This window comes from Pseudidiomarina sediminum DSM 21906, from assembly GCF_000423165.1.
Lineage (GTDB): Bacteria > Pseudomonadota > Gammaproteobacteria > Enterobacterales > Alteromonadaceae > Pseudidiomarina > Pseudidiomarina sediminum.
The window spans coordinates 78,974-102,711 of record NZ_KE383983.1 but is presented as its reverse complement, the minus strand read 5'-3'; the positions used below and the strand labels follow the sequence as shown (position 1 = coordinate 102,711).

The 23,738-nt window shown below is 50.4% G+C and carries 23 protein-coding genes; 10 read left to right on the top strand and 13 right to left on the bottom strand.

The window, feature by feature from the left end; genetic code table 11:
- Positions 1-189: 189 nt before the first annotated feature.
- Positions 190-2,970, bottom strand: a complete 2,781-nt coding sequence (gene polA, locus G535_RS13040; RefSeq protein ID WP_034727779.1) for a DNA polymerase I — start codon at positions 2,968-2,970, stop codon at positions 190-192.
- A 535-nt stretch (positions 2,971-3,505) separates the two neighbouring features.
- Between polA and G535_RS13035 the strand changes: the two genes are divergently transcribed.
- Positions 3,506-3,787: a hypothetical protein gene (locus G535_RS13035; RefSeq protein WP_051206988.1), complete on the top strand. Its 282-nt coding sequence runs from the start codon at positions 3,506-3,508 to the stop codon at positions 3,785-3,787.
- Here the strand turns inward: G535_RS13035 and aroE are convergent.
- Positions 3,784-4,617, bottom strand: a complete 834-nt coding sequence (gene aroE, locus G535_RS0105765) for a shikimate dehydrogenase (RefSeq protein ID WP_026861192.1) — start codon at positions 4,615-4,617, stop codon at positions 3,784-3,786. The two genes, G535_RS13035 and aroE, sit on opposite strands and share 4 nt — an antisense overlap.
- Here aroE and G535_RS0105760 point away from each other — a divergent pair.
- Entirely contained in the window at positions 4,616-5,032 is a 417-nt protein-coding gene (locus tag G535_RS0105760; protein ID WP_051206987.1) for a group II truncated hemoglobin, read from the top strand. The two genes, aroE and G535_RS0105760, sit on opposite strands and share 2 nt — an antisense overlap.
- On the opposite strand, the gene hemF is transcribed toward G535_RS0105760, so the two are convergent.
- From hemF to G535_RS0105730, 6 genes are read right to left on the bottom strand one after another with little or no spacing between them, the layout of a single operon-like run.
- Positions 5,029-5,946: an oxygen-dependent coproporphyrinogen oxidase gene (hemF, locus tag G535_RS0105755; protein WP_026861190.1), complete on the bottom strand. Its 918-nt coding sequence runs from the start codon at positions 5,944-5,946 to the stop codon at positions 5,029-5,031. The two genes, G535_RS0105760 and hemF, sit on opposite strands and share 4 nt — an antisense overlap.
- A gap of 2 nt (positions 5,947-5,948) precedes the next feature.
- The gene (gene tsaC / locus G535_RS0105750) at positions 5,949-6,500 is read right to left on the bottom strand and encodes an L-threonylcarbamoyladenylate synthase type 1 TsaC (RefSeq protein ID WP_026861189.1); all 552 of its coding nucleotides are present in this window, start codon (positions 6,498-6,500) and stop codon (positions 5,949-5,951) included.
- A 29-nt stretch (positions 6,501-6,529) separates the two neighbouring features.
- Positions 6,530-6,925, bottom strand: a complete 396-nt coding sequence (locus G535_RS13030; RefSeq protein WP_051206986.1) for a DNA topoisomerase family protein — start codon at positions 6,923-6,925, stop codon at positions 6,530-6,532.
- Positions 6,926-7,399, bottom strand: coding sequence for a DUF494 family protein (locus G535_RS0105740; protein ID WP_026861188.1), 474 nt, complete (start codon positions 7,397-7,399; stop codon positions 6,926-6,928).
- 2 nt (positions 7,400-7,401) lie between these two features.
- Positions 7,402-8,439 carry a DNA-processing protein DprA gene (gene dprA, locus G535_RS13025; protein ID WP_051206985.1) on the bottom strand — a complete coding sequence of 346 codons (1,038 nt, stop codon included), beginning with the start codon at positions 8,437-8,439 and terminating at the stop codon, positions 7,402-7,404.
- Positions 8,440-8,472: 33 nt separating this feature from the next.
- Positions 8,473-9,585, bottom strand: a complete 1,113-nt coding sequence (locus tag G535_RS0105730) for a LysM peptidoglycan-binding domain-containing protein (protein ID WP_026861187.1) — start codon at positions 9,583-9,585, stop codon at positions 8,473-8,475.
- Between the two features lie 81 nt (positions 9,586-9,666).
- Between G535_RS0105730 and def the strand changes: the two genes are divergently transcribed.
- From def to trkA, 4 genes are read left to right on the top strand one after another with little or no spacing between them, the layout of a single operon-like run.
- On the top strand, positions 9,667-10,173 hold the full coding sequence (def, locus tag G535_RS0105725) for a peptide deformylase (protein WP_026861186.1): 507 nt from the start codon (positions 9,667-9,669) through the stop codon (positions 10,171-10,173).
- A gap of 5 nt (positions 10,174-10,178) precedes the next feature.
- Positions 10,179-11,135, top strand: a complete 957-nt coding sequence (gene fmt / locus G535_RS0105720; protein ID WP_026861185.1) for a methionyl-tRNA formyltransferase — start codon at positions 10,179-10,181, stop codon at positions 11,133-11,135.
- Complete coding sequence (gene rsmB, locus G535_RS0105715) at positions 11,128-12,432, top strand: 16S rRNA (cytosine(967)-C(5))-methyltransferase RsmB (RefSeq protein WP_026861184.1); 1,305 nt, start codon at positions 11,128-11,130, stop codon at positions 12,430-12,432. The genes fmt and rsmB overlap by 8 nt, the downstream gene beginning before the upstream one ends.
- Positions 12,429-13,805: a Trk system potassium transporter TrkA gene (gene trkA / locus G535_RS0105710; protein ID WP_026861183.1), complete on the top strand. Its 1,377-nt coding sequence runs from the start codon at positions 12,429-12,431 to the stop codon at positions 13,803-13,805. The genes rsmB and trkA overlap by 4 nt, the downstream gene beginning before the upstream one ends.
- A gap of 21 nt (positions 13,806-13,826) precedes the next feature.
- Here trkA and G535_RS0105705 read toward each other — a convergent pair whose 3' ends face one another.
- Genes G535_RS0105705 through G535_RS0105695 form a run of 3 tightly spaced genes read right to left on the bottom strand, consistent with a single transcriptional unit; the run spans position 13,827 to position 17,882 of the window.
- Positions 13,827-15,278, bottom strand: coding sequence for a TrkH family potassium uptake protein (locus tag G535_RS0105705; RefSeq protein ID WP_026861182.1), 1,452 nt, complete (start codon positions 15,276-15,278; stop codon positions 13,827-13,829).
- Between the two features lie 9 nt (positions 15,279-15,287).
- Positions 15,288-15,896 carry a YigZ family protein gene (locus G535_RS13020; RefSeq protein ID WP_034727774.1) on the bottom strand — a complete coding sequence of 203 codons (609 nt, stop codon included), beginning with the start codon at positions 15,894-15,896 and terminating at the stop codon, positions 15,288-15,290.
- Between the two features lie 3 nt (positions 15,897-15,899).
- Positions 15,900-17,882: a transglycosylase SLT domain-containing protein gene (locus G535_RS0105695; RefSeq protein ID WP_026861181.1), complete on the bottom strand. Its 1,983-nt coding sequence runs from the start codon at positions 17,880-17,882 to the stop codon at positions 15,900-15,902.
- A gap of 114 nt (positions 17,883-17,996) precedes the next feature.
- Between G535_RS0105695 and fadB the strand changes: the two genes are divergently transcribed.
- The 3 genes from fadB (at position 17,997) to tusA (ending at position 21,662) form a co-directional block, all read left to right on the top strand.
- A complete protein-coding gene (gene fadB / locus G535_RS0105690; RefSeq protein WP_026861180.1) occupies positions 17,997-20,138 on the top strand; it encodes a fatty acid oxidation complex subunit alpha FadB in 2,142 nt (713 codons plus the stop codon).
- Positions 20,139-20,150: 12 nt separating this feature from the next.
- On the top strand, positions 20,151-21,317 hold the full coding sequence (fadA, locus tag G535_RS0105685; protein WP_026861179.1) for an acetyl-CoA C-acyltransferase FadA: 1,167 nt from the start codon (positions 20,151-20,153) through the stop codon (positions 21,315-21,317).
- A 102-nt stretch (positions 21,318-21,419) separates the two neighbouring features.
- On the top strand, positions 21,420-21,662 hold the full coding sequence (gene tusA, locus G535_RS0105680) for a sulfurtransferase TusA (RefSeq protein ID WP_026861178.1): 243 nt from the start codon (positions 21,420-21,422) through the stop codon (positions 21,660-21,662).
- Here the strand turns inward: tusA and G535_RS0105675 are convergent.
- Positions 21,659-22,138, bottom strand: coding sequence for a GNAT family N-acetyltransferase (locus tag G535_RS0105675; RefSeq protein WP_026861177.1), 480 nt, complete (start codon positions 22,136-22,138; stop codon positions 21,659-21,661). The genes tusA and G535_RS0105675 overlap by 4 nt on opposite strands.
- Positions 22,139-22,145: 7 nt before the next feature.
- Entirely contained in the window at positions 22,146-22,745 is a 600-nt protein-coding gene (locus G535_RS0105670) for a DNA-3-methyladenine glycosylase I (RefSeq protein ID WP_026861176.1), read from the bottom strand.
- Positions 22,746-22,829: 84 nt separating this feature from the next.
- On the opposite strand from G535_RS0105670, the gene glyQ reads away from it, so the two are divergent.
- Entirely contained in the window at positions 22,830-23,735 is a 906-nt protein-coding gene (glyQ, locus tag G535_RS0105665; protein ID WP_026861175.1) for a glycine--tRNA ligase subunit alpha, read from the top strand.
- Positions 23,736-23,738 lie beyond the last annotated feature (3 nt).

The following is a 23,738-nucleotide window of genomic DNA, read 5'->3' as shown; positions in this document are numbered from 1 at the left end:
CGCTTATTTGCGTTCAGAAAAGAAAAAGCCCGGCGAGGAGCCGGGCAAAAAACTTACAATCCAGGGAGAGAACATCTCATTGAAAGGACTTCCCATCGAGACAATCTGTCTCACTTAATGCGCCTTTCACTAATTCAGACTCGCGCTTTTTCAGATAGTTCAAAAAAATTTCAATTTCTACCAAAAAAATTAGTGCGCTTCGTCCCAGTCCGCGCCAACTCCCGCTTCCGCGATGAGAGGCACATCCAATTTCACTGCATTCTCCATGATTTCGACCAATTTTTTCTGCAAAGATTCCACCACATCTTCACGCACTTCAAACACCAGTTCATCATGTACCTGCATAATCATCCAAGCTTGCTCGCTAGGTACTTCACGACGCAAGTAGTCCGCTACTTTGATCATCGCATATTTAATAATATCTGCGGCTGTACCTTGCATCGGTGCGTTGATCGCTGCCCGTTCAGCAGCTTTGCGGCGCATGGCATTCTGAGCCCGTATTTCAGGTAAGTGCAGACGGCGGCCAAAGATGGTTTCAACGTAGCCATCACGCTTCGCTTGCGCCCGCGTTTTGTCCATATAATCCTGCACCCCTGGGAAGCGCTCAAAGTAGCTGTCCATATACTGCTGTGCTTCGTGACGAGGAATATCGAGCTGACGCGCTAAACCAAACGCAGACATCCCGTAAATCAAACCGAAGTTGACTGCTTTCGCGCGACGACGCTGCTCAGCAGTGACCTGCTCTAAGGGCACGCCAAACACTTCTGAAGCAGTAGCTTTGTGGATATCACGACCTTTCGAGAAAGCCTCAACAAGGTTCTTGTCTTGCGACAAGTGCGCCATGATTCTTAATTCAATTTGGCTATAGTCAATCGCCATAATCCGATAATTTGCAGGCGCCGTGAACGCCTTACGCACACGACGACCCGCTTCGGTGCGGATCGGGATGTTTTGTAAATTTGGATCACTCGATGACAAACGTCCTGTCGCAGTCACCGCTTGGTGATACGAGGTATGAATACGCCCCGTCCGAGGGTTGACCATTTTTGGCAGCTTATCGGTGTATGTTGACTTCAACTTACTGAGTCCACGGTGACGCATAATCACGTCCGGCAGCGGATAATTCAAGGCCAGTTCTTGCAGTACATCTTCTGCAGTTGACGGCGCCCCTTTCGGGGTTTTCTTAACGACCGGCAATTGCAGTTTCTCAAACAAGATCTTTTGTAGTTGCTTTGGCGAGCCCAAATTAAATTCTTCACCGGCTATGCTGTAGGCTTGCTGCTCAAGCTCCGCAAGTTCTAACGCAATTTCATTGCTTTGTTTTGCAAGCAAATGCGCATCAATTTGCACACCACGTTGTTCAATATCTACCAACACAGGAATCAGTGGCAACTCAATCTCTGTCAACACGCTAAGCAACGACGCATGCTCGGCAACAAGCGGCCATAATTTTTCATGCAAGCGCAGGGTTACATCCGCATCTTCAGCGGCATAAGGCGCTGCTTCGGCGAGATCTAACTGATTAAACGTGAGTTGCTTAGCACCTTTACCGGCAATGTCTTCAAAGGCTATCGGGCGGTGGCCTAGGTATTGGAGACTTAAGCTGTCCATGTCATGACGCGAACCCACACTGTTGAACACATAAGAAGCCAACATGGTGTCGTTTTTAATGCCCTGCAGACGAATACCATAGCGCCGTAAAATATGGCTATCGTATTTCAAGTTCTGGCCTATTTTGGTTGTACGTGGATCTTCTAAAAGTGGCTGCAATTGTTGCAAGACAGCCGCCCGCTCCAATTGTTCAGGTGCATCCATATAGTCATGGGCAAGCGGAACGTAAGCTGCTTTCCCCGCTTCACAAGCGAAGGAAATACCAACCAGCTCAGCTTCCATATAGTTCAAGCTGGTGGTTTCAGTATCGAATGCAAAAACATCTGCTTGGGCAAGTTTATCTAACCAAAGCTGCAACGCTTCTTGGGTGAAAATCACCTCGTAGTTGTCACGCTCAATGGTCACCGCCGCGCCACTGTCCGACGTTGCTGCACTGGATTGTTGTTCAGTTACCGGGCCGTCTTGCAAGACTTCATCGAGCCAACGGCGAAATTCACACTGGGTATAGAGCTCAACCAATTTATCGCGGTCAGCATGGCGAATCGCTAACGCTTCAGGAGCAACCCCGTCAAGTTCGACATCAAGTTTAATGGTCGCCAACTCACGTGAAAGCATCAAAATATCTTTATGCTCGGCCAGCTTTGCAGGCATTGATTTAGCGCCACGAAAGCCCAGCTCGGTCAACTTTTCTGGCGCCTCATACATAGCATCAATCGACTGCATACCTTGCAGCATCGCCAACGCTGTTTTTTCGCCAACTTTAGGTAGACCCGGAATATTGTCTGAGCTGTCACCCATAAGCGCCAGATAATCAATAATTTGCTCAGGCGTCACACCATATTTATCCGTTACCCCCTGCACATCGAGCAAGGTATCCGTCATGGTATTGATGAGCATGACATGCTCATTAACCAACTGCGCCATATCTTTATCACCGGTACTGATCAGCGTAAAACGACCTTCCTCCGATGCCTGACGCGCCAATGTGCCTATCACATCATCGGCTTCGACGTTATCGATACAAAGCAATGGCAGCCCAAGCGCTTCAACAATCGCATGCAATGGTTTTATTTGTGAGCGCAAATCGTCAGGCATCGGTGGCCGATTTGCCTTGTACGCGTCGTACATATCATTACGGAACGTCTTGCCCTTGGCATCGAACACCACGGCCATATGGGATGGGTGATACTTTTTGATCAGGCTGCGCAGCATGTTCACCACACCGTAAATTGCGCCGGTGGGCTCCCCAGCAGAATTGGTCAAATGTGGTGGCGCATAAAATGCACGAAATAAATAAGACGAACCGTCCACGAGAATGAACGGATTTTTTGGAACAACTGGAGCTTCTTTCGCGGCCATAATACTGATGCTAACTCGATTCGGAACGTTACCGCTAAGCATGCCATACCCGCACCATCCAAGCTAGTTTTAACAAGACCTTGGGCTAGGATAAGATTGTGGGTAATATGTGGATAACTCTGTTGACAATAGCCTAACCGCACCACAAATGACGTTTATCAAATGTTGTGTTGTTAACATCTAAGCTATTGGTTTAACAGGGTATTTACTGATAAAACGAATGCCCTGAAGCTTTGTTATTATTGTTGTTGTCAGTTGTGGAAACTGAACTTTGAATGACGTACTGACGAGCAAAAATTAACGGGTCACATTCAAAACGACTCATTCGCTGAGTCGAAAACTAAGACTACCACAAGTTGCCCTGATTACCAGTTCATCGCGATGAAATTTTAGAATATTTTTCGCATATAAAAATAGGTTGATATACTAATAAGGTATCAGAGAATAGTTGCAATTTTGTATTGCAAACGTCATATTAGCGTTTGCAAACTTAGGATAAATGCATTCTCCTACCCCCAAAATTTAGAGAGCAGTCATGGAGTTACAGGAAGCGAGTTACCAAGTAAGTAGTCATGTTAAAACGCAACCTTCAAAAGAGCGCCGTAACCACGCACTTGAACCATCCCAGTGGTGGGATCGTTTATCCATGGATCAAAAGCTTGGCGTTTATCAGCTCAATAAGTTCGGCTACGACCTAGCCTTTATCCGTAATACGCCGCAAGGCCCACTCGCCATCGTCCGTCGCGACGGCGACTATGCCACGGTCGATCACACCGGTGACGTCGATCTTCAACCTGAGATAGTGATTCGCGATTAACCGCTAAGCTCAGCACGTAATTGATGTAAGACTGGAAGCGTCTCCGGTACATGGCCATTGTGCCATAGCGAAAAAGCTAACGCAGCCTGTTCCACCAGCATCCCTAGGCCGTCTGCCAGTTCGCCTGCACCTGCACGTTTTGCTTGTTGCAAAAACGCTGTCAACTGAGCGCCGTACATCATATCGTAGGTCAGCACCCCCGCGGAAAACCACCCATCATCGATCGGCAACGCATGCCCAGCCAACGACGCCGACGTTGCATTGATCAAACAAAAATTCGCGTTAAATTCCTCACTCGGTGAATGTCCTAACGCCTCGAAAGGTAACACTTTTAGCGCACTGAAACGTTGCACTAATGGCGTGACTTTTGCAGCGCTACGATTGCTTAAGTAAACCTCACATCCCGCCTCTTGGAAGGGCTCGATGACACTTCGCGCAGCACCACCTGCACCAATGATCACCACTCGCTGAGGTAGCCCTTGCGCACCGACAAGACGTTCTACATCGCGCAACAGCCCCATACCGTCTGTGGTATCGCCAGCAAGCTGACCTTGTCCCAAGGGAATCAACGTATTCACCGAAGCCGCTCGCGCGGCACGCGGGGTGAGATGGGTCACAAGTTCTGCGGCTTGCTCTTTAAATGGTACTGTGACGTTCGCACCTTGTCCGCCGGCACGAAAAAATGACGCAACAGCGCCAGCAAAGCGCTGTTTCGATGTTAAACTACGCGAATAATCCAACTGCTTGCCACATTGTTCAGCAAACAGCTGATGGATGCGCGGCGATAAACTGTGTTCAATCGGGTTTCCAAAAACGGTAAATTGCATCATGTTGTCATTCTTCAAAAGTAAAAAAGCGGCTAACGAACCGGCCTCTCAATACCAACAGCTCGGCGGTGAAACTGCTGTGCGTGCAATGGCAGAACGCTTCTACGATATCATGGAGCAAGATCCCCGTGCACGCGAATTGCTGGCGATGCATCCACAACCCTTAACGGCGATTCGAGAAAAGTTTTTTGAGTTTTTAAGTGGTTGGTTAGGCGGACCCCAGTTGTTCGTTGAAAAGTACGGCCATCCGCGCCTGCGCGCCCGCCATCTTCCGTTTCGTATCGACACCGCGATGCGCGACCAATGGTTGCTATGCATGTATCAGGTACTGGATGAACAAGTCAGTGACCCGTTGCTGCACATGCAGTTAAAGCAACAGTTCACTCGACTCGCACATCACATGATCAATACCGATTAAAGTTCTGCAAGCCAATCTCGAGGGCGTAAGTAGTCTTCATATAAACGTGCTTCAGCAGAGTCTGGTTCCGGCGTATAACCATATTCCCAACGCACTAGCGGGGGCATCGACATCAAAATCGATTCGGTGCGTCCGCCGGTTTGTAAACCAAACAACGTCCCTCGGTCCCACACCAAATTAAACTCGACATAGCGGCCACGGCGGTACAGCTGGAACGACCGTTCACGCTCGCCGTAAGGTGTGTTTTTACGCCGTTCAATAATCGGCAAATAGGCGTGCAAATAGGCATCGCCCACCGCGCGCATAATCGCGAAACACTCGTCGAACGGACGTTGGTTCAAGTCATCAAAAAACAAGCCGCCTACACCCCGAGTTTCGCCGCGGTGCTTCAACCAAAAATACTCGTCACACCAGGTTTTAAACTTCGGATACAAGGCTTCATCAAAAGGGTCAAGCGCGTCTTTCGCCACTTGGTGCCAATGCTTTATATCCTCATCAAACGGGTAAAAAGGGGTTAAATCAAACCCTCCACCAAACCACCAAACCGGTTCCGCGCCTTCTTTTTCCGCAATGAAAAACCGCACATTTGCATGGCTCGTCGGCACATACGGATTACTCGGATGCATCACCAAAGAAACGCCACAAGCATTAAAATCACGCCCCGCGAGCTCGGGTCGATGGGCCGTCGCAGAAGCAGGCATTTGCGGACCGTAAACATGGGAAAAGCCAACGCCGCCCTGCTCTAAAACATGGCCATCACGCAACACGCGAGAACGGCCACCGCCACCATCTGCACGTTGCCAACTTTCTTCTTGGAACGCTGCACCACCGTCGGCCTGCTCTAGCGCTTGGCAAATACGGTCTTGTAAATCTTTTAAGTAATCAATAACTTGTGATAACGCTGGATGACTCATAATTACGCTCGATACACCTCTTGGGTCAGCGGATCTAGAATACGCGAAGGCGTAGCAGCACCTCCTACTTCGGCATCCATCACCCATGCTATGGCGTCGCCAAAGGCTTCGCGGACTGCTGACGCGGTTGTTAACGATGGTTGGCCGGTAAGGTTCGCGCTGGTTGAAACAATCGCACTACCAAGCGCTTTACAAAGTTGGCGCGTTGGCTCATGTGCAGTAACGCGCACAGCGATTTGGCGACGGCCTCCAGTCAACCATGCTGGCGTATCATCAGCCGCAGGAAGCACTAAAGTTACCGGGCCGGGCCAATGCGAAAACACGCTAAAGCGCTTGTCTTGAGGAATAGCTAAATCAGCGACATAACGCACCACTTGGCTATAATCCGCGGCAACCAAGATCAAACCTTTTTCTACCGGGCGTTGCTTTACCTGCAATAATTTTTGTACCGCAGCTTCATTCCGCGGGTCACAACCTAAGCCAAACACGGCTTCGGTCGGATAAGCCAACAGTTCACCGTCGGCAAATGCTTGTTTCGCAGCCTGCCAGTCCATAAATTCTCCTCGCCGGATTGTTTTCGCTATTATCGTATTGCTGACTTATAGTCGCAATCACTATTGCCGCAGATCAAGCGTTCACCCGCCGTTGTCTTTTTTCGCAACAATACTGGATAGGCACACTTTGGACATGCTTCAGCGACAGGCGGCAAAGGCACCGAAAAGCGACACGACGGATAGCGATCACAGGCATAAAACGAATGCCCATAACGGCTGGTTTTTTGCACCAGCTTACCGCTACCACAGTCAGGGCACGTTACATCTGTACCAGGATCAAAATCCGCAGAAGTCATGTAATCGCAGTCAGGATAGCCGCTGCATCCGACGAATAAGCCAAAGCGGCCTTTTTTGAGTTGCAGCTCTTTCTGACACTGGGGGCAAGGCACCCCCAGCGGTTGAGGTTCTAAAAAATTGTCGTTCATTTAATGCAGAAGGCCTTCTGGCTCCTCAAATAATAACCCTTCCATTTGATTGTAGGCATCTTCGCACCCAGGCACATTAAAGAGCACCATAAGTACCACCCACTTCAAATCATCTAACGCCACTTCAGGCATATCGAGTTCCATAACACGATCCATAACCATTTCTCGTGTCGCGAAATCTAATACACCTAAGTTTTCAAGATAGATTAGGAAACCGCGGCTAGCGCAGTCTAAACGGGCCGTTTCTTCTGCAGTAAACACTCGCGTTGCACTGCTTTGAGAACGATTAAGATAAGGCTTTGCCTGACTCTCTTGAAGATCAGCCAAACGCTCCAACCATGCCAACGCTTTATGGATTTCTTGCTGACGAAAACCAGCGCGAGTCAACTCATCGGTTAACTCTTCATGGTTCACCACCACCTCAACATCCGAGTGGATGAAGTTCTCGAACAGATACATGAGGATATCAAACATCTTTAGCGCCTCCCCACTTTACAATAACCACCGGCGACTGAAGCCACTCGCCCTTCTAGTTCTAATAACACCAACTGCTCTGAAACCACAGCGACCGGTAGTCCGCTGCGTGCTACGATAGTGTCCAATGATGTAGCTTCTGTTCCCACATTAGCCAACAATTGTGGGTTTGCCAAGCTTCGCTGGGAATTATTTTCGAGCACCTCTTCACTACATGGTGCCGTTCTTGGCAAATTCAACTCATCAAAGATATCTTGGACCTGGGTGACCAGCGCCGCCCCTTGTTGCAACAATCTTAGATTGCCACTCATCTCAGGATCCCAAATGGACCCAGGAATCGCCAGCACCGAACGATTTTGCTCAGTCGCTATCCGTGCTGTCGTGAGTGTGCCACTGCGCGTTTGAGCCGCAACGACCAACACCCCTTTGCTCAAACCGCTTAGAATTCGGTTACGACGAGGAAAATGGTCACGCTTCGCCGGCGTGCCAGGTGGGAACTCGCTCACCAACACACCCGCCTGCTCAATTTGTTGCTGTAACTGTCGATGTTGTTTGGGGTAAACGTTGTCAGGCCCCGTTCCCAGCACTGCAAGCGTTGGGCCAACTTGCAATGCTCCAACATGTGCAGCGCGGTCAACCCCCTGCGCCATACCGCTACTTACCAACACACCAGATTGCGTCAAGTGTTCGGCAAAATAGCGACTCGTATGTAATGCTGGGGGACTTGCTTTGCGGCTGCCGACAAGGGCAACTTGTGGAGCCTCAAGTAAGGTCAGGTTACCCGCTACAAAAAGCACCAACGGAGGGTCATGGATCGCTCGCAATTGCGTCGGATACGCAGACGAGAACCAGTGCAACACACAACGCTGGCCGCCCGATAACCACTGTTGTGCGGTGGCCAGTGTTCGCTCAGGAATCCCCGCCATGATAGGTTGAAGTAACGCCTGACAAGACGCTAAGGTCGCACTTTGGCGAACCTGCCGACGCGCAGACGAAGCTAGACGCTGCAGCGCTAGCAGTTCGAGAAGAGATGGTTGCATCGCACATCCTTGTGCAAAGAGCAGCGTTAGTAATTACTGCTCTACTGAAATAATTTTAGGAACGAAATAGCTGCCTACTTCAAACCATTCATAAGACTCAACGACAATGGCAGCACTCGCCCCATCAAAGACTTGAATCACTAATAATTCCGCACTAGTGCGCGGCGGCAGTTTTAACGCATCGCGCCATGAGCGTGACAAGTCATCATAAGGTTTATAAAGGTTCGCTAACTCGGGAGCTTCACCGTCAGTGAAAATGGTGGTACCTGGGCGTACCGCTTGAAACATTTGCCCAACCGCAACACCTTGGCTGCGCCCCTTATCTAAAATAACAATATCGTACTTACCATTTTTAACGCGACTATTCAGCGTCGCCACCACGTGGCCGTCCACTGGGGCACCGTTGGTCGGTATGATCACGTCAGGCAACTCAACGGGATGTGGCGCCATCACCACATCACCACGGCTAATTTCACGCTTCGGCTGGATCAGTTCGCCCTCTGTCATATCTTGCTGCTGGTAACTTACGCGCAGTCCAGCGACATCTAATACCACGACCTGTTCATCAAAGCGCTCTAACGGCGTAAACACACGGTACTTCTGATCGGCCTGCAAGGTACCGTCGATAAACACTGGGGTCATACCATTGACCCGCGGCGCACCACGGTTATCGCCAAGGACTTTAGGCAAATCAGCAAGCTCAGCAGTACTTAACACATAATGGGCATCTAAAAATGGCTTCAACACTTCATAGTCAAATGTCGGCAACGGATTTCCTTTCGCTGCAATGACCCCTTCTGGCGTAAGTGACTTGAAGGCTTTACGTGTCAATTGCGGGCGCCCGTTCACCCAGCTCAAATACAAACGATCACCAGGATAAATTAAATGTGGATTCGCAACCGTGTCGTTAACCCGCCACAATTCCGGCCACAACCAAGGATCGTTTAAGAACATTGCTGAAATGTCCCAAAGCGTATCGCCTTTTTTAACCACGTATTCGCGTGGCGCATCGTCACGTAAACGCAGCACGTCGCCCTGTTCGGTGGTTGCCGTTGTTGCACCGTCTTGAGGGGTTGCCTGTGCCGCTGCAGGACCCATCAGCAATGCGCCGAGAGCTACAATCGTAGGTAATCGCCAGGTTGTCATGTTGAGCTCCATTGTAAACCCGTGTGTTCATCCCCAAATTACGTTAAAATTAAGCAAGATGAAACTAACGAATTACGAGTTATGACCAAATTAACTATCTTAAAATATCCAGATGAACGGTTACGTACCGTCGCTGAACCTATTCATAGTGTAGATGATTCTGTGCGCGATACCATCGACGCGATGTTTGAAACCATGTACGAGTCTAACGGTGTGGGTCTTGCCGCAACGCAAGTGGATGTCCATCAACGGTTGTTCGTCGCTGATTGTAGCGAAGATCAGAACGAGCCGTTAGTGTTTATCAATCCAGAGATTACAGAAAAAGACGGTTTATTCACCAACGAAGAAGGCTGTCTTTCGTTTCCTGGGGTCTACGCCAAAGTTGAACGCGCTGGAAAAGTAACGGTGCAGGCGCAAGATCGTAATGGTGAAACGTTCTCGCTTACGGCTGAAGGCTTGCTCGCGATTTGTATTCAACATGAAATTGATCATCTCAACGGCAAATTGTTCGTCGATTACTTATCGCCATTAAAGCGCGACCGTATTCGCAAAAAGCTTGAGAAGGAAGCTCGCTTAACCGCGAACTAATCATCATGCGCATTATTTTTGCCGGCACGCCCGAGTTTGCCGCGGGACATTTACAAGCGTTATTGGCTGATGGCCAACATGACATCGTTGCCGTCTACACGCAGCCGGACCGTCCTGCTGGACGTGGCAAGAAATTGCAGGCGAGCGCCGTTAAGCAACTTGCGCTACAGCATCAGCTGCCGGTCGAACAGCCACTGAGCCTAAGAGACAGTGACGCACAACAACAGCTAGCGCGGTATCAAGCCGATCTCATGATTGTTGTCGCGTACGGCTTAATTTTACCGCAAGCAGTACTCGACCTGTTTCCCCATGGCTGTTTGAATGTGCATGGCTCGTTACTACCGCGTTGGCGTGGTGCAGCACCTATTCAGCGCTCAATTTGGGCGGGTGATAAAGAAGCTGGTGTGGCGATCATGCAAATGGAAGCCGGACTCGATACCGGTCCAGTGCTATTGAGTAAAGCGCTGCCCATCGCTGCAGAAGACACTTCCGCATCACTCTACGCAAAATTAGCTGAGTTAGGCCCGAGCGCATTGCTTGAGTGTTTAACGGATCTGCCACACTATGCGGCACAAGCGCAAGTGCAAGACCCCTCGCTGGTTACCCACGCCCACAAACTGAGCAAAGAAGAAGCACAGCTGGACTGGCAGCAACCGGCGAAAACCCTTGAGCAATGGGTGCGTGCCTTTAATCCTTGGCCCGTCGCTTGGCTCTATTCCGCCACGCAAGAGGTCATTAAAATTTGGCACACCGACGTTGTTACCGGCGACGCGTCCCAAGCGCCAGGCACCATTTTAAGCGCAGACAAACATGGCATCGTTATTCAAACCAGCGCGCAAGCTTTGCGCCTGATTGAACTGCAACCCGCGGGTAAAAAAGCAATGCCAGCAGCGGCCTTCTTAAACGGGCGCAGCGAACAGTTTCCTATTGGCAGTTGTTTAACAGGACCTCATCATGAGTAAAGGAGCTGCGTCTCGCGCCGCCGCCGCACGTATTGTTGCCGATGTTCTTGAACATGGTCGCTCCTTAAGTCAGGCGTTACCTCAACATACCGAAACCTTAGATGCGCGCGACCGCGCCCTAGTGCAATCACTGTGTTATGGCGTGCTTCGCAACCTGCCCATTCTTAACGCCGCGCTAACCGAATTTTTGACCAAGCCGCTGAAGAAAGATCTCGTAATACTACACCACCTGCTGTTAGTGGGCGCTTACCAACTTCTTTACATGCGTACCTCTGATCATGCCGCAGTTTCAGCAACCGTCGAAGCGACAGAACGCTTGAAAAAACGCCGACAAAAGGGTCTTGTGAATGCGGTGCTGCGCAATTTACAACGACAACGCGACACGTTGTTACCTAAGTTGCAGCAGAATCCAGAGTTACAATCAGCACACCCTCGTTGGCTTGCTGATGCGATACGTCGTAATTACGGCGCACAAGCGACGGCTATCTTCGCCGCCAACAACAGCCAGGCTCCCATGTGGCTACGCGTAAATACGCAACAGGTCAGCGTAACCGAGTTCAAGCAAGCGCTCCATGCCTATGATCCTGAGTTACAGGTCACAACCGAAGCCCCCTTGGCCGAAGCTATTCAGTTGCAACACGCTGTTGATGTTCGCCAACTTCCAGGCTTTGCCGAGGGCTGGTTCTCGGTGCAAGATTTGAGTGCGCAATTTGCCGCGCCAATCCTTGCGGCGCAGGCCAATGAACGTATTTTGGATTGCTGTGCTGCTCCTGGGGGGAAAACCGCGCATGTCTTAGAGCGCGAGCCTTCCGTAGCAATGACCGCACTAGATGTCGACGCCCACCGATTGGAACGCGTTGAAGAAAACCTGACACGGTTAAAGTTGCACGCCAACATTGTCTGTGCCGATGCAGGCGCCATCGATAGCTGGTGGGACGGCCAAGCCTTTGATCGTATCCTGTTAGATGCTCCCTGCTCTGCAACAGGCGTGATCCGTCGCCACCCAGACATCAAATGGCTGCGGCGTGCCAACGATATTCAACAACTGGTGACCTTGCAAGGCGAGTTGCTTGACGCCCTCTGGCCATTACTTCGTGCCGGTGGTAGGTTAGTTTATGCGACATGCTCGATTTTACATGATGAAAACCAACAACAAATTGAAGCCTTCTGCGCACGACACGCAGATGCCCGTCTAACGCCAATAAGCTATGCAGACAATGCCACGTGTTGGCAACGCCTGCCCGGCCAACAAGGCGGTGATGGTTTCTTTTATGCCTGTGTGGAAAAACAACAATGAAAATAGTCATCCTTGGTGGCGGTCAGGTCGGTGGAACACTCGCTGAAAACTTAGTCGGAGAGGACAACGACATTACCGTTGTTGATACCGATCAAGACCAGCTCAATTGGCTGTCAGAGCAGCACGACATTCGCACGGTGCCGGGTCATGCGGCCCACCCTCGCGTGCTTCGCAACGCCGGGTGTGAAGACGCTGACATGCTGATTGCCGTCACGCCGAGTGACGAGACCAACATGATGGCGTGTCAGATCGCTTACACACTTTACCGTACACCAAAGCGTATCGCCCGTATTCGCTCTGAAGAGTACATCGACTTTAAAGATCAGTTGTTCCATAAAGATGATGTTCCTGTCGATCACATTATTTCGCCAGAGCAACAAGTCACGCACTATATCAAACGCTTAGTAGACTACCCCGGGGCCTTACAGGTCATGGAGTTTGCCGGTGGCCGGGCGAGCTTGGTGGCGGTGCGTGCGTATTATGGCGGTAAGTTAGTTGGCCATGCGATTTCCAGTTTGAAAGTGCATATGCCCAACGTGGAAACCCGCGTTGCCGCGATTTTCCGGCAAGGCAAAGCGATTAAACCTATGGGCACCACCATCATCGAGGCTGGCGACGAAGTGTTCTTTATCACAGACACGCGCTATGTGCGTATGGTGATGGAAGAAATGCAAAAGCTGGAACACCAATACCGCCGTATTGTCATTGCCGGCGGCGGAAATATTGGTGCAGGCCTCGCGCGTTTGCTGGAAGAAAATCATCATGTGAAACTGATTGAGCACAATCGCGAACGCGCCGAGTTACTCAACGAACAATTACGCCATACCACGATTTTACACGGTAGCGCCTCTGACTTCCGCTTGCTGAATGACGAGCATATTGACGATGCTGACGTCTTTATTGCGGTTACCAATGACGATGAAACCAATATCATTTCTGCCATGTTGGCCAAGCGTATGGGCGCCAAGAAGACCATGGTGCTCATCCAACGTCCAGCCTACGTTGATTTAGTACAAGATGGCGTGATTGATATTGCCGTATCGCCACAGCGCGCAACCGTCTCGGCGTTACTATCACTGATCCGTAAAGGTGACATCGTAAATGCCTACTCGCTGCGTAAAGGTGCTGCTGAAGCCATTGAGGCCATTGCCCACGGGGACGAGCAAACCTCAAAAGTGGTGGGTAAGTCGATCAGCGAAATCAAACTCCCGCCTGGCACCACCATTGGTGCGATCGTCCGAGGCCATGAAGTGATGATCGCGCACGATGATACGGTCTTACATGCGGATGACCATGTCATTTTATTCTTGGTTGATAAGAAGTATATCCGTGAGGTTGAGCGCCTGTTCCAGCCAAGCGCCCTGTTCTTCTAAGTTGAAGGTCGTGGCGCTCGGTTACGAGCGCCAGAAGGTCGGTGTCAACAATACCAAAATCGTAAATACTTCCAGCCGGCCAAACAACATAGCTATGACGAGCAGCCACTTGGCGGTATCAGGAATCGTAGAATAGTTGGCCGCAACTTCACCTAAGCCTGGCCCTAAGTTATTCAAACACGCAGCGGTTGCCGAAAACGCCGTAATATCATCTAAGCCAGTCGCCAATAATCCCAACATAATAACCACAAACACCAGTGCGTATGCTGCAAAAAAGCCCCAAACAGCTTCAACCACTCGCTGTGGCAAAATGCGGTTCCCCAACTTCACTGAGTAGACCCCCGCCGGATGGACCAAGCGATTCAGCTCACGCACGCCTTGCCGGAAAAGCAACACCACCCGTACTACTTTTAGGCCACCCGCAGTTGAACTGGCACAACCACCAATGAAACTGGCGAAAATAAGCAAGAGCGGCAAAAATAGCGGCCAAGACGCAAAATCCGTAGTAGCAAACCCCGCCGTAGTACCAATAGATACCGCTTGGAACATTGCTTGGTTAAAGGCTGTCCCCGTGTCCGCAAACTCCTTATGCACCAACACCGTAGCAAACACCACGAAAATAAGTACAGCCTGAATGCCAAGAAAAGCTTTCACTTCAGGGTCACGTGCATAACTTAACAATGAGCGACCAGTAATGGCCGCATAGTGAATGGCAAAGTTAATTGATGACAGTAATAAGAACACTACGCAGATGGTGTTGATGGTACTACTATCAAAATAGCCCATACTGGCATCGTACGTACTGAAACCGCCCACGGCAATGGTCGAAAACGAATGGCTAATGGCGTCAAACCAGCCCATACCTGCAAGCTTGTAGGCAATGGCACAGGCCGCGGTTAACGCCACATAAATATACCAAAGATGCTTGGCAGTATCGGCGATTCGAGGGGTCATCTTGGCGTCTTTCTGCGGCCCGGGGATCTCCGCCCGATAAAGCTGCATGCCACCGATACCAAGCATCGGCAGAATCGCTACGGCCAGCACGATGATCCCCATACCACCCAACCATTGCAGTTGCTGACGATAAAACAAAATACTGTGTGGCAGCGTTTCAATACCTTGAATCACCGTCGCACCCGTGGTGGTCAGGCCTGAAAACGACTCAAATACGGCATCAGTAAAGGATAAGGGTAATTCTTCAGCAAACCATAACGGCATCACCCCAACCATGCCAAGTACGGTCCAGAACAATACGGTCAGCAGAAAGCCGTCACGTACCTTTAAATCAGAGTGCACTTTACGGTTTGGGTACCACACCAAAAAGCCGATCACTAGGCTAATCGCAAACGCCAACATAAATGCAGTACCACCGCCGTCACCGTAATAGACTGCCACGGCAGCTGGCGGCAACAGCGTGCCGCTAAACAAGCAAATCAATAAACCTAGGATGCGAAATATACCTCGAAGGCGCACGGCTGTTCCTTAATTTTTTTGGAGTTCTACGCGCCCTTGCGTCGCGTTTCTTAGTACTTCTGCTAGCTTGTCAAAATCATCGTCGGCAATCGCGACCTGTTGTTCGATGCTTGCCGCAAAGGCTTGTTGCTGAGTGATGGCATCGTACTGCGCCAACCAATGGGAAACAACTTTTTGATCGGCATAATCGTAGTGTAACTGTGCGAAAGTGCGAACTTTTTTTTCTTCCCAAGCGGTCGCTTGTAAAGCTTCAACCGTCGCTTGCGAATAGGCGCGTTGCAAACCACCAGTGCCAAGCTTGATCCCGCCAAAATAACGCGTCACGACCACCGATACTTCGCCGACCGATTGATTCAGCAACACATTCAACATTGGTCGACCGGCAGTACCACTTGGCTCACCATCGTCACTCATGGCATAACACTGACTGTTGTTGGGCGCACCAAACACAGCTGCGCTGCAGTAATGACTCGCACCCGGCCACTTTTGCTGGCACAGCTGAATGTGAGCCTGATGCTCACTCGCGTCTTGGGCACGCTGCACAGAAGTGATGAAACGACTGTGCTTGATTTCCAATTCACTGACCGACCCCTGCGCAGGAACGGGATAACTTTTCATGATTTACAATCCAACGCTGGCTTTGCTCACCGTCATCTTAACAACATCTGTAAAACGGTTCTCGGCGTTCGCTTGCGCCACCAGCAAATAAATCTGTTGGTACGCCAAAACGTTCTTCACATAATCACGCGTTTCTTTATAAGGAATGGTCTCGATCCAACGGTCGATGGCAATGGCTTGCTCCGGAATCCAGTCATTTACGCGATAGATACCGCCATTGTATGCCGCTGTTGCTAACACCCAGTTATCACCTAAACGGCGCTTAAGATCAGCCAAATACTTGGTGCCAAGATGTATGTTAGTACTCACTCTCTTTAAATCACCGTGGTCATAAGTACGGCGCCCAACATAACGTGCAGTGCTTGGTAACAGCTGCATAATGCCGTAGGCTCCGGCGTGCGAATGAGCATCGAAACGGAATGAGCTCTCCCGTCGTGAGATCGCCATCGCCCACTCCATGTCAATACCCGCTGCATCAGCAAATTCCCGATGCTCTTTCTCATACGCCAGTGGAAAGCGTTGTTCAATGGCATCAAATTCGCCCAACTGCCCCAAGGTATAAATGACTTGGTCGTGCCACTCCCATTGCGATGCTAACACTGCTAACAACTCTTGCTGACGACCATCGGCACTTTGCAGCAATTGATACCACTCGCGACGGGCATCAACAAAGCGGTTCAACTGCAGTAATTCATAAGCGCGTTGTACCCCTGCCAATTGACGCACAGCTGCTAACTCTTGCGCACTATAGTTGATCGGGCGCGCGCCTAGCCGTGGCGTTTGCCCAAGCTTGGTCGCGGCAAGAAAGCCATAGTAGTTCCGCTGGTGTGCAATTTCCTCAAATTGGGCTTGGGCGCGTTGAGGCTGGTTCAGCTCCTCGTAGGCACGCCCACGCCAATAGCGCCATTGTGCATCGCCACTGGCGGTTGCCATATCAGCAACAGGATCATCAATAAACGCCTGCCACTGTCCCTCTCGTACCCACTCCGCGAGTTGCCACTGCAAGGTCGATTGAGTATGTTCTGCAGGTGACAGCTTCACCAACCAGGTGTGGGCTTTCGCATGATTTTTAACACTCAACGCCACCGCAAAGGTTTGCTCAATTTCAGTCCATTGTGCGGCACTTAAAGGGATACTTTTCGGCAGTTTCGCAACTGTGGCAAGAGCGGTGTCAGGATCACGCCAAATTAAACGGTTCAAACCATAAGTCACAATACTTGCGGCACGCTCAGCAGCGACACCCTTTTGTTGCCCTAAGGTCTTCATTTCTCGAACCAAGTTGGCGGGATTACGGCGTACTTGTCGATAACTTAAAATCAGCGAACGGGTCGGCTCTTCCACCAAGGTCGACAGATAGCGAAGTAACGAATGCTTGCCCCCTTCGGCGGCAAGTTTGGCCCGTTGCCAAACCAGCTCATCGCTACGTTGCCCTGCTTTCGTCCAAGCACTTAATAACGGGTCGCACGACTTCGGCAACGACTCGCCAGTCAACCATAACTGGTCAACAGCCCGCATCACGGCTTCGCGTGGGTGTGACTTTTGCTGTAATGCAAAACGCCAATAGTAACATTGATGAGCGGTTTTACCCGGGAAGCGAAAATCGCGCATAAAGCGCTTTTGCTCGTCTTTATGGGCTAAATAATCTAACCAGGGATAGCGCAACTGCCATGCCATCGGTGAATCGTCAAAGCTAGCAAGAAACGCCAGCACACGATCTTCGTTGGCCAGATAGCCCACCTGCTGAAGTCGCTCTAATTCAAGATAAGGGCGCAACGGATAGTCATCGAGCTGATCAAGCAGCTGTTGATACTCAAGCAGTCGCCCTCGGCGCGCTGCGTATTCTGCTTTCACAAACAACTCGCGCTGTTGCTCGCGTTGTTTATCACCCGCCAGCACTGGGTCGTAAAGCTTTGGTTCAGCAAAACTTATCGGTGTGGTGAGTACCGTAAATAGCAGTGCACAAGCTGTACTTCTTAATAACCGCATAGTTTCAAACGCACGTTTAAATAATCATTGAAAAATAACCCTAATCGGGCCACACTCTTTGTGACTACAAATCATACGCTAACCGAAAGCAATCTGAAAATCAGGAGACCTTTTATGATTTATCAAGGTGAAAGCATTCGGGTTGAATTCGTTAACAATGGTATTGCTGAGTTGCAATTTGCAGCCGCAGGCTCCGTTAACAAATTCGACCAGAAAACCTTGGAAGAATTCAGTCAGGCTTTAGCGACACTCGCCGAAACGCCAGATCTTCGCGGTGTAATTGTAACCAGCAGTAAGCCAACCTTCATTGTAGGTGCTGATATTACCGAATTCCAAACATTGTTTGCTGATCTTGAACACACCAAAAAGTGGGTTCACAAAGCATCACGTGTGTTTGACCAATTAGAAGACTTGCCTGTCCCTACCGTCGCAGCTGTCACCGGCTTCGCCCTTGGCGGTGGCTGCGAGGCAACCCTAGCTTGTGATTATCGCGTCGCCGATACCACAGCCACCATTGGCTTGCCAGAAGTGAAGCTAGGTCTCATCCCTGGCTTTGGTGGAACCATGCGCTTACCGCGCATCATCGGTCCTGACAACGCACTTGAGTGGATCACCACAGGTAAAAACAACCGCGCAGCAGACGCCCAAAAAGTCGGCCTTGTCGACGCTGTTGTGGCACCAGAGAAACTCCGTGATGCGGCGCTTGCAATGGTGCAACAAGCCATTGATGGCGATCTCGATTGGCGTGCCAAACGTCAACCTAAACTAGAACCGCTACAAGCCAATGATACTGAACTCACCATGACCTTGGTCACCGCGAAAGGCATGGTCGCTGCGAAAGCTGGGAAGCACTACCCTGCACCACACGCAGCAATTAAGGCGATTGAAGATGGCGCGCGTAAGCATCGTGAAGAAGCACTGAATGCTGAAAACGAAGCCTTCGTTGGCCTCACGCAAACAGACGCTTGTCATGCGCAAGTCGGTATTTTCATGGCCGACCAGTATGTCAAAGGTAAAGCGAAGAAAGCCGCGAAACAAGCGAGCAAAGAGATCAAAACAGCAGCGGTCCTTGGCGCAGGCATTATGGGCGGCGGTATTGCCTACCAGTCCGCTTCTAAAGGCGTTCCGGTGGTCATGAAAGACATCCGCCAAGAAGCCCTCGACCAAGGCATGAATGAAGCCAGCAAAATCCTTAGTAAGTTGGTAGAACGCGGCAAAATCGACCATAAGAAAATGGCGAAAATTTTGTCGTCAATCACGCCAACGTTGCTCGATGATGCGGTAAAGCACGTCGACATCGTGGTCGAAGCTGTGGTTGAGAACCCAGACGTGAAAGGCAAAGTACTGGCGCAAATGGAAGACGTGGTGGCAGATGATGCAATTATCGTCTCAAACACCTCGACTATTTCGATTGATCGCTTGGCCAAAAACCTAAAAGACCCGTCACGTTTCTGTGGCATGCACTTCTTCAACCCTGTCCACAAAATGCCATTGGTCGAAGTGATCCGTGGTGAAAAAACCTCAGATGAAACCGTGGCGGCGGTGGTTGCCTACGCAGCGCGTATGGGTAAAACCGCGATTGTGGTCAATGACTGCCCAGGATTCCTGGTCAACCGTGTGTTATTCCCTTACCTAGCAGGCTTCGCTGGCATGGTTGATGAAGGTGCCGACTTTGCCGGCATCGATAAAATCATGGAACGCCAGTTTGGTTGGCCGATGGGCCCAGCTTACTTATCTGATGTGGTCGGTATTGATACTGCGGACCACTGTACTGTGGTCATGGCTGACGGTTTCCCAACGCGGATGCCACGCGATACCAGTAGCGCCATAGCCAAACTCGCTGCTGCGGAACGCTTTGGCCAGAAAAATGGTAAAGGTTTCTACAACTACGGCGTCGATAAAAAAGGCCGTCCGAGCAAAGAAAAAGCCCCTGAAGTGTATGAACTTCTGGGCATCTCGGGCAAAGAACTGAGCGCGGATGAAATCATTGCCCGTACCATGATCCCGCTGGTGAATGAGTGCGTGCGTTGCCTCGAAGAAGGTATCGTCAGCTCTGCTGCTGAATGTGACATTGCCCTACTTTACGGTCTCGGCTTCCCGCCGTTCCGCGGCGGTCCATTCCGTTACCTTGAAACCATGGGACTTGCCAACTTTGTTGCGCTTGCAGACCAATACGCCCACTTGGGTGAAATGTACCACGTTACCGATGGCCTGCGTGACATGGCTAAAGCCGGTAAATCGTACTTTGCGGGCTAACGGGAGGATTTTATGAAAGACGTAGTAATTGTCGATTGCATTCGTACGCCGATGGGCCGTTCTAAGAATGGCGTATTTCGCAACGTTCGTGCTGAAGATTTATCCGCACATTTGATGAAAGGCCTACTTGAGCGCAACCCACAAGTAGATGTCAACGAGTTAGAAGACATTTACTGGGGCTGTGTACAACAAACTCTCGAGCAAGGCTTCAACGTCGCACGTAATGCCGCACTTATTGCTGGCATTCCACACCATGTGGCGGCAGTAACGGTAAACCGCCTCTGCGGCTCATCCATGCAAGCCATTCATGATGCTGCCCGCGCCATTATGGCCGGTGACGGCGACATTTTTATTGCCGGCGGTGTTGAGCACATGGGTCACGTACCTATGACCCATGGTATCGATTTTCACCCAGGTATGAACAAATCTGTCGCGCGTGCTTCAGGTTCGATGGGAATGACCGCCGAGCTACTCGCGCGCAAATTCGACATCGACCGTGCAGCCCAAGATGCCTTTGGTGCACGTTCGCATCAACGGGCGCATCAGGCGACCCTTGACGGTCGTTTTGCCAAAGAGATTTTGCCGATTGAAGGTCACGATGCCGACGGCGTGCTTCGCCTCATTAAAGACGATGAAGTCATTCGCCCTGAAACCACCGTAGAAGGACTTTCTCAGCTTCGCCCGGTGTTTGACCCAGCCAACGGCACGGTCACCGCAGGTACGTCGTCAGCCCTTTCTGATGGTGCTGCCGCCATGTTAATCATGTCCGCAGACAAAGCGAAAGCACTTGGTCTTAAGCCACGCGCGAAGATTCGTGCTATGGCAGTGGCCGGTTGCGATCCATCCATCATGGGCTACGGTCCAGTACCAGCGACGCAAAAGGCACTGAAGCGCGCAGGTTTAAGCATTAGTGATATCGACCTGTTTGAGCTGAATGAAGCCTTTGCCGCACAATCGCTGCCGGTTCTTAAAGGTCTCGGCCTGCTTGACCAAATGGACGAGAAAGTGAACTTGAATGGCGGCGCGATTGCCCTTGGCCATCCGCTAGGCTGTTCAGGCGCACGTATCTCAACCACCCTACTAAACTTGATGGAAGACAAAGATGCAACGCTCGGTCTCGCCACCATGTGTATCGGTTTAGGCCAAGGTATTGCAACGGTGTTTGAACGCTTGGATTAATCCACGCTTTTTCAATACTTAAAATTGCCGTAAACTAAGCGCCGCATCTGTCAACGATGCGGCGCTTTTTTTCGCTTGTATGACAAACAAAAGGAACACTCCGTGTCAGAACCCATCACTGAAACACTTGATACCTTAGGCTTACGTTGTCCTGAGCCAGTGATGCTGATCCGCGTGGCGATGCGCAAATTAGACGATGGCGCTTTGCTTGAGGTCATCGCAGATGATCCGGCGACCACCCGCGACATTCCTAGTTTTTGCCGCTTTATGGACCACCAGCTAGTGACGGCTGAAACCAGCTGCACACCTTACCGCTACGTGATCCGTAAAGGGTTATCGAATTAGATATACTTCTGCCAAAACTCTGCTTTACCGTTAGCTTCGTCCAGTTGATAAGGCTCGAAACCAAATTTCTCGTAGGCGACTTTGGCAGGCGTGTTGCCCTGTAAAACCTCTAACGTTAGCTTACAACACCCACGAAACTGGGCTAAGGTTTCCACCTCTTGCAACAAGCGTTTGGCAATGCCCTGTCCACGATATGCTTTAGTTACCGCAATATCATGAATATTCATCACAGGTTTAGCTGCAAAGGTTGAAAAGCCTTCCACACAGTTTGCTAAACCCACCGGTTCGTCATCAACAAAAGCCAACAGTGAAAACACGTAATCGCGTTTCAGCATTTCATCCATCAGATTTTCTTTGGTTTCTTCCGGTAACGGCTCACCACCGCCCATGGGATCACGTGCGTAATCATCAAGCATCGCAATTACTGCTTGGCGATGCTTCGGGTTTTGATAATCCGCGAGAGTTATTTCAACCATGTCATACTCATGTTGTTAGGGAAAATGCATGCATTTGCTGGCAAACGTCGTCATAGCAATGACAATCAACCAAATGGTCATTGACCATGCCAACAGCCTGCATAAATGCGTAACAAATCGTTGTGCCGACAAAACTAAAGCCTGCCTGTTTTAAGGCTTTGGCCATAGTATCAGAAACTTTATCTGAGGTGGGAATATCGCCGCCCTGACGCGCGAAAATACGCGGTGCACCATCACTAAATTGCCAAAGGTATTCATTAAAAGGTCGGCCACTATCGCGTAGCGCCAAATACGCCCGCGCATTCTTAAATACCGACTCTATTTTTAACCGATTACGGACGATACCCGCGTTGTGCATCAATTCGGCTTTATAAGCCTCAGGTAACTGTACGATCGCCTCTGGGTCGAACTGACAAAAGGCAGCTTCGTAATTTTGCTGTTTGCGCAAGATCGTCAACCAGCTCAATCCAGCTTGTTGTCCGTCTAAGCAAAGCTTCGCAAACAACTCTTGGCTATCAGCAACAGGTCGCCCCCACACTTTATCGTGGTAGTCTACGTACTGCGGATCTTCTCCACACCACGTACATCTGGTCAATGAAGTCTGCATTTTTGGCTGCGCTCCTGTAACCGTAGGCCAACAAAGGGTATAATTTACGCCAATTTCGATTAAAAATCAGCACGAGAACAACGCATGGCCAGCTATGATGTAAAAACCTTCCAAGGTCTCATCCTCGCGCTCCAAGATTACTGGGCGCAACAAGGATGTGCAATCGTACAACCGCTTGATATGGAAGTCGGTGCAGGTACGTTCCACCCGATGACTTTTTTGCGCGCGGTCGGTCCTGAGCCGGCAAACTTCGCCTATGTTCAGCCATGCCGTCGTCCGACCGACGGACGCTACGGCGAGAACCCGAATCGCTTGCAACACTATTACCAGTTTCAAGTCATTTTGAAACCTTCACCAAGTAACATCCAAGAGCTTTATTTAGGCTCGCTGGAAATGCTTGGCTTTGACCCACTTGTTCACGATATTCGCTTTGTTGAAGACAACTGGGAATCACCTACGCTCGGCGCCTGGGGGCTTGGCTGGGAAGTTTGGCTCAACGGTATGGAAGTGACACAGTTCACCTACTTCCAACAAGTCGGCGGTTTAGAGTGTAAGCCTGTCGCCGGTGAAATTACCTATGGCCTTGAACGTCTGGCCATGTACATCCAAGGCGTCGATAGTATCTACGACCTGGTGTGGACCGATGGCCCGCGCGGTAAAATTTTGTACCGCGACGTGTTCCATCAGAACGAAGTTGAACAGTCGACGTACAACTTCGAGTATGCCGATGTTGGGGTACTGTTTGAGCGCTTTGATGCCTGTGAAAAAGAGTGTCAGTTGCTGCTCGAGCAAAATCTTCCGCTGCCGGCCTACGAGCAAGTCATGCGCGCCTCACACGCCTTTAACTTACTTGACGCGCGTCACGCCATTTCGGTCACCGAACGTCAACGCTATATTTTGCGCGTTCGTACCATGGCAAAAGGTTGTGCAGAAGCATACTACGCAGCGCGTGAAGCGCTTGGTTTCCCTTTGGCTGAGCAAGGAGCTTAAGAC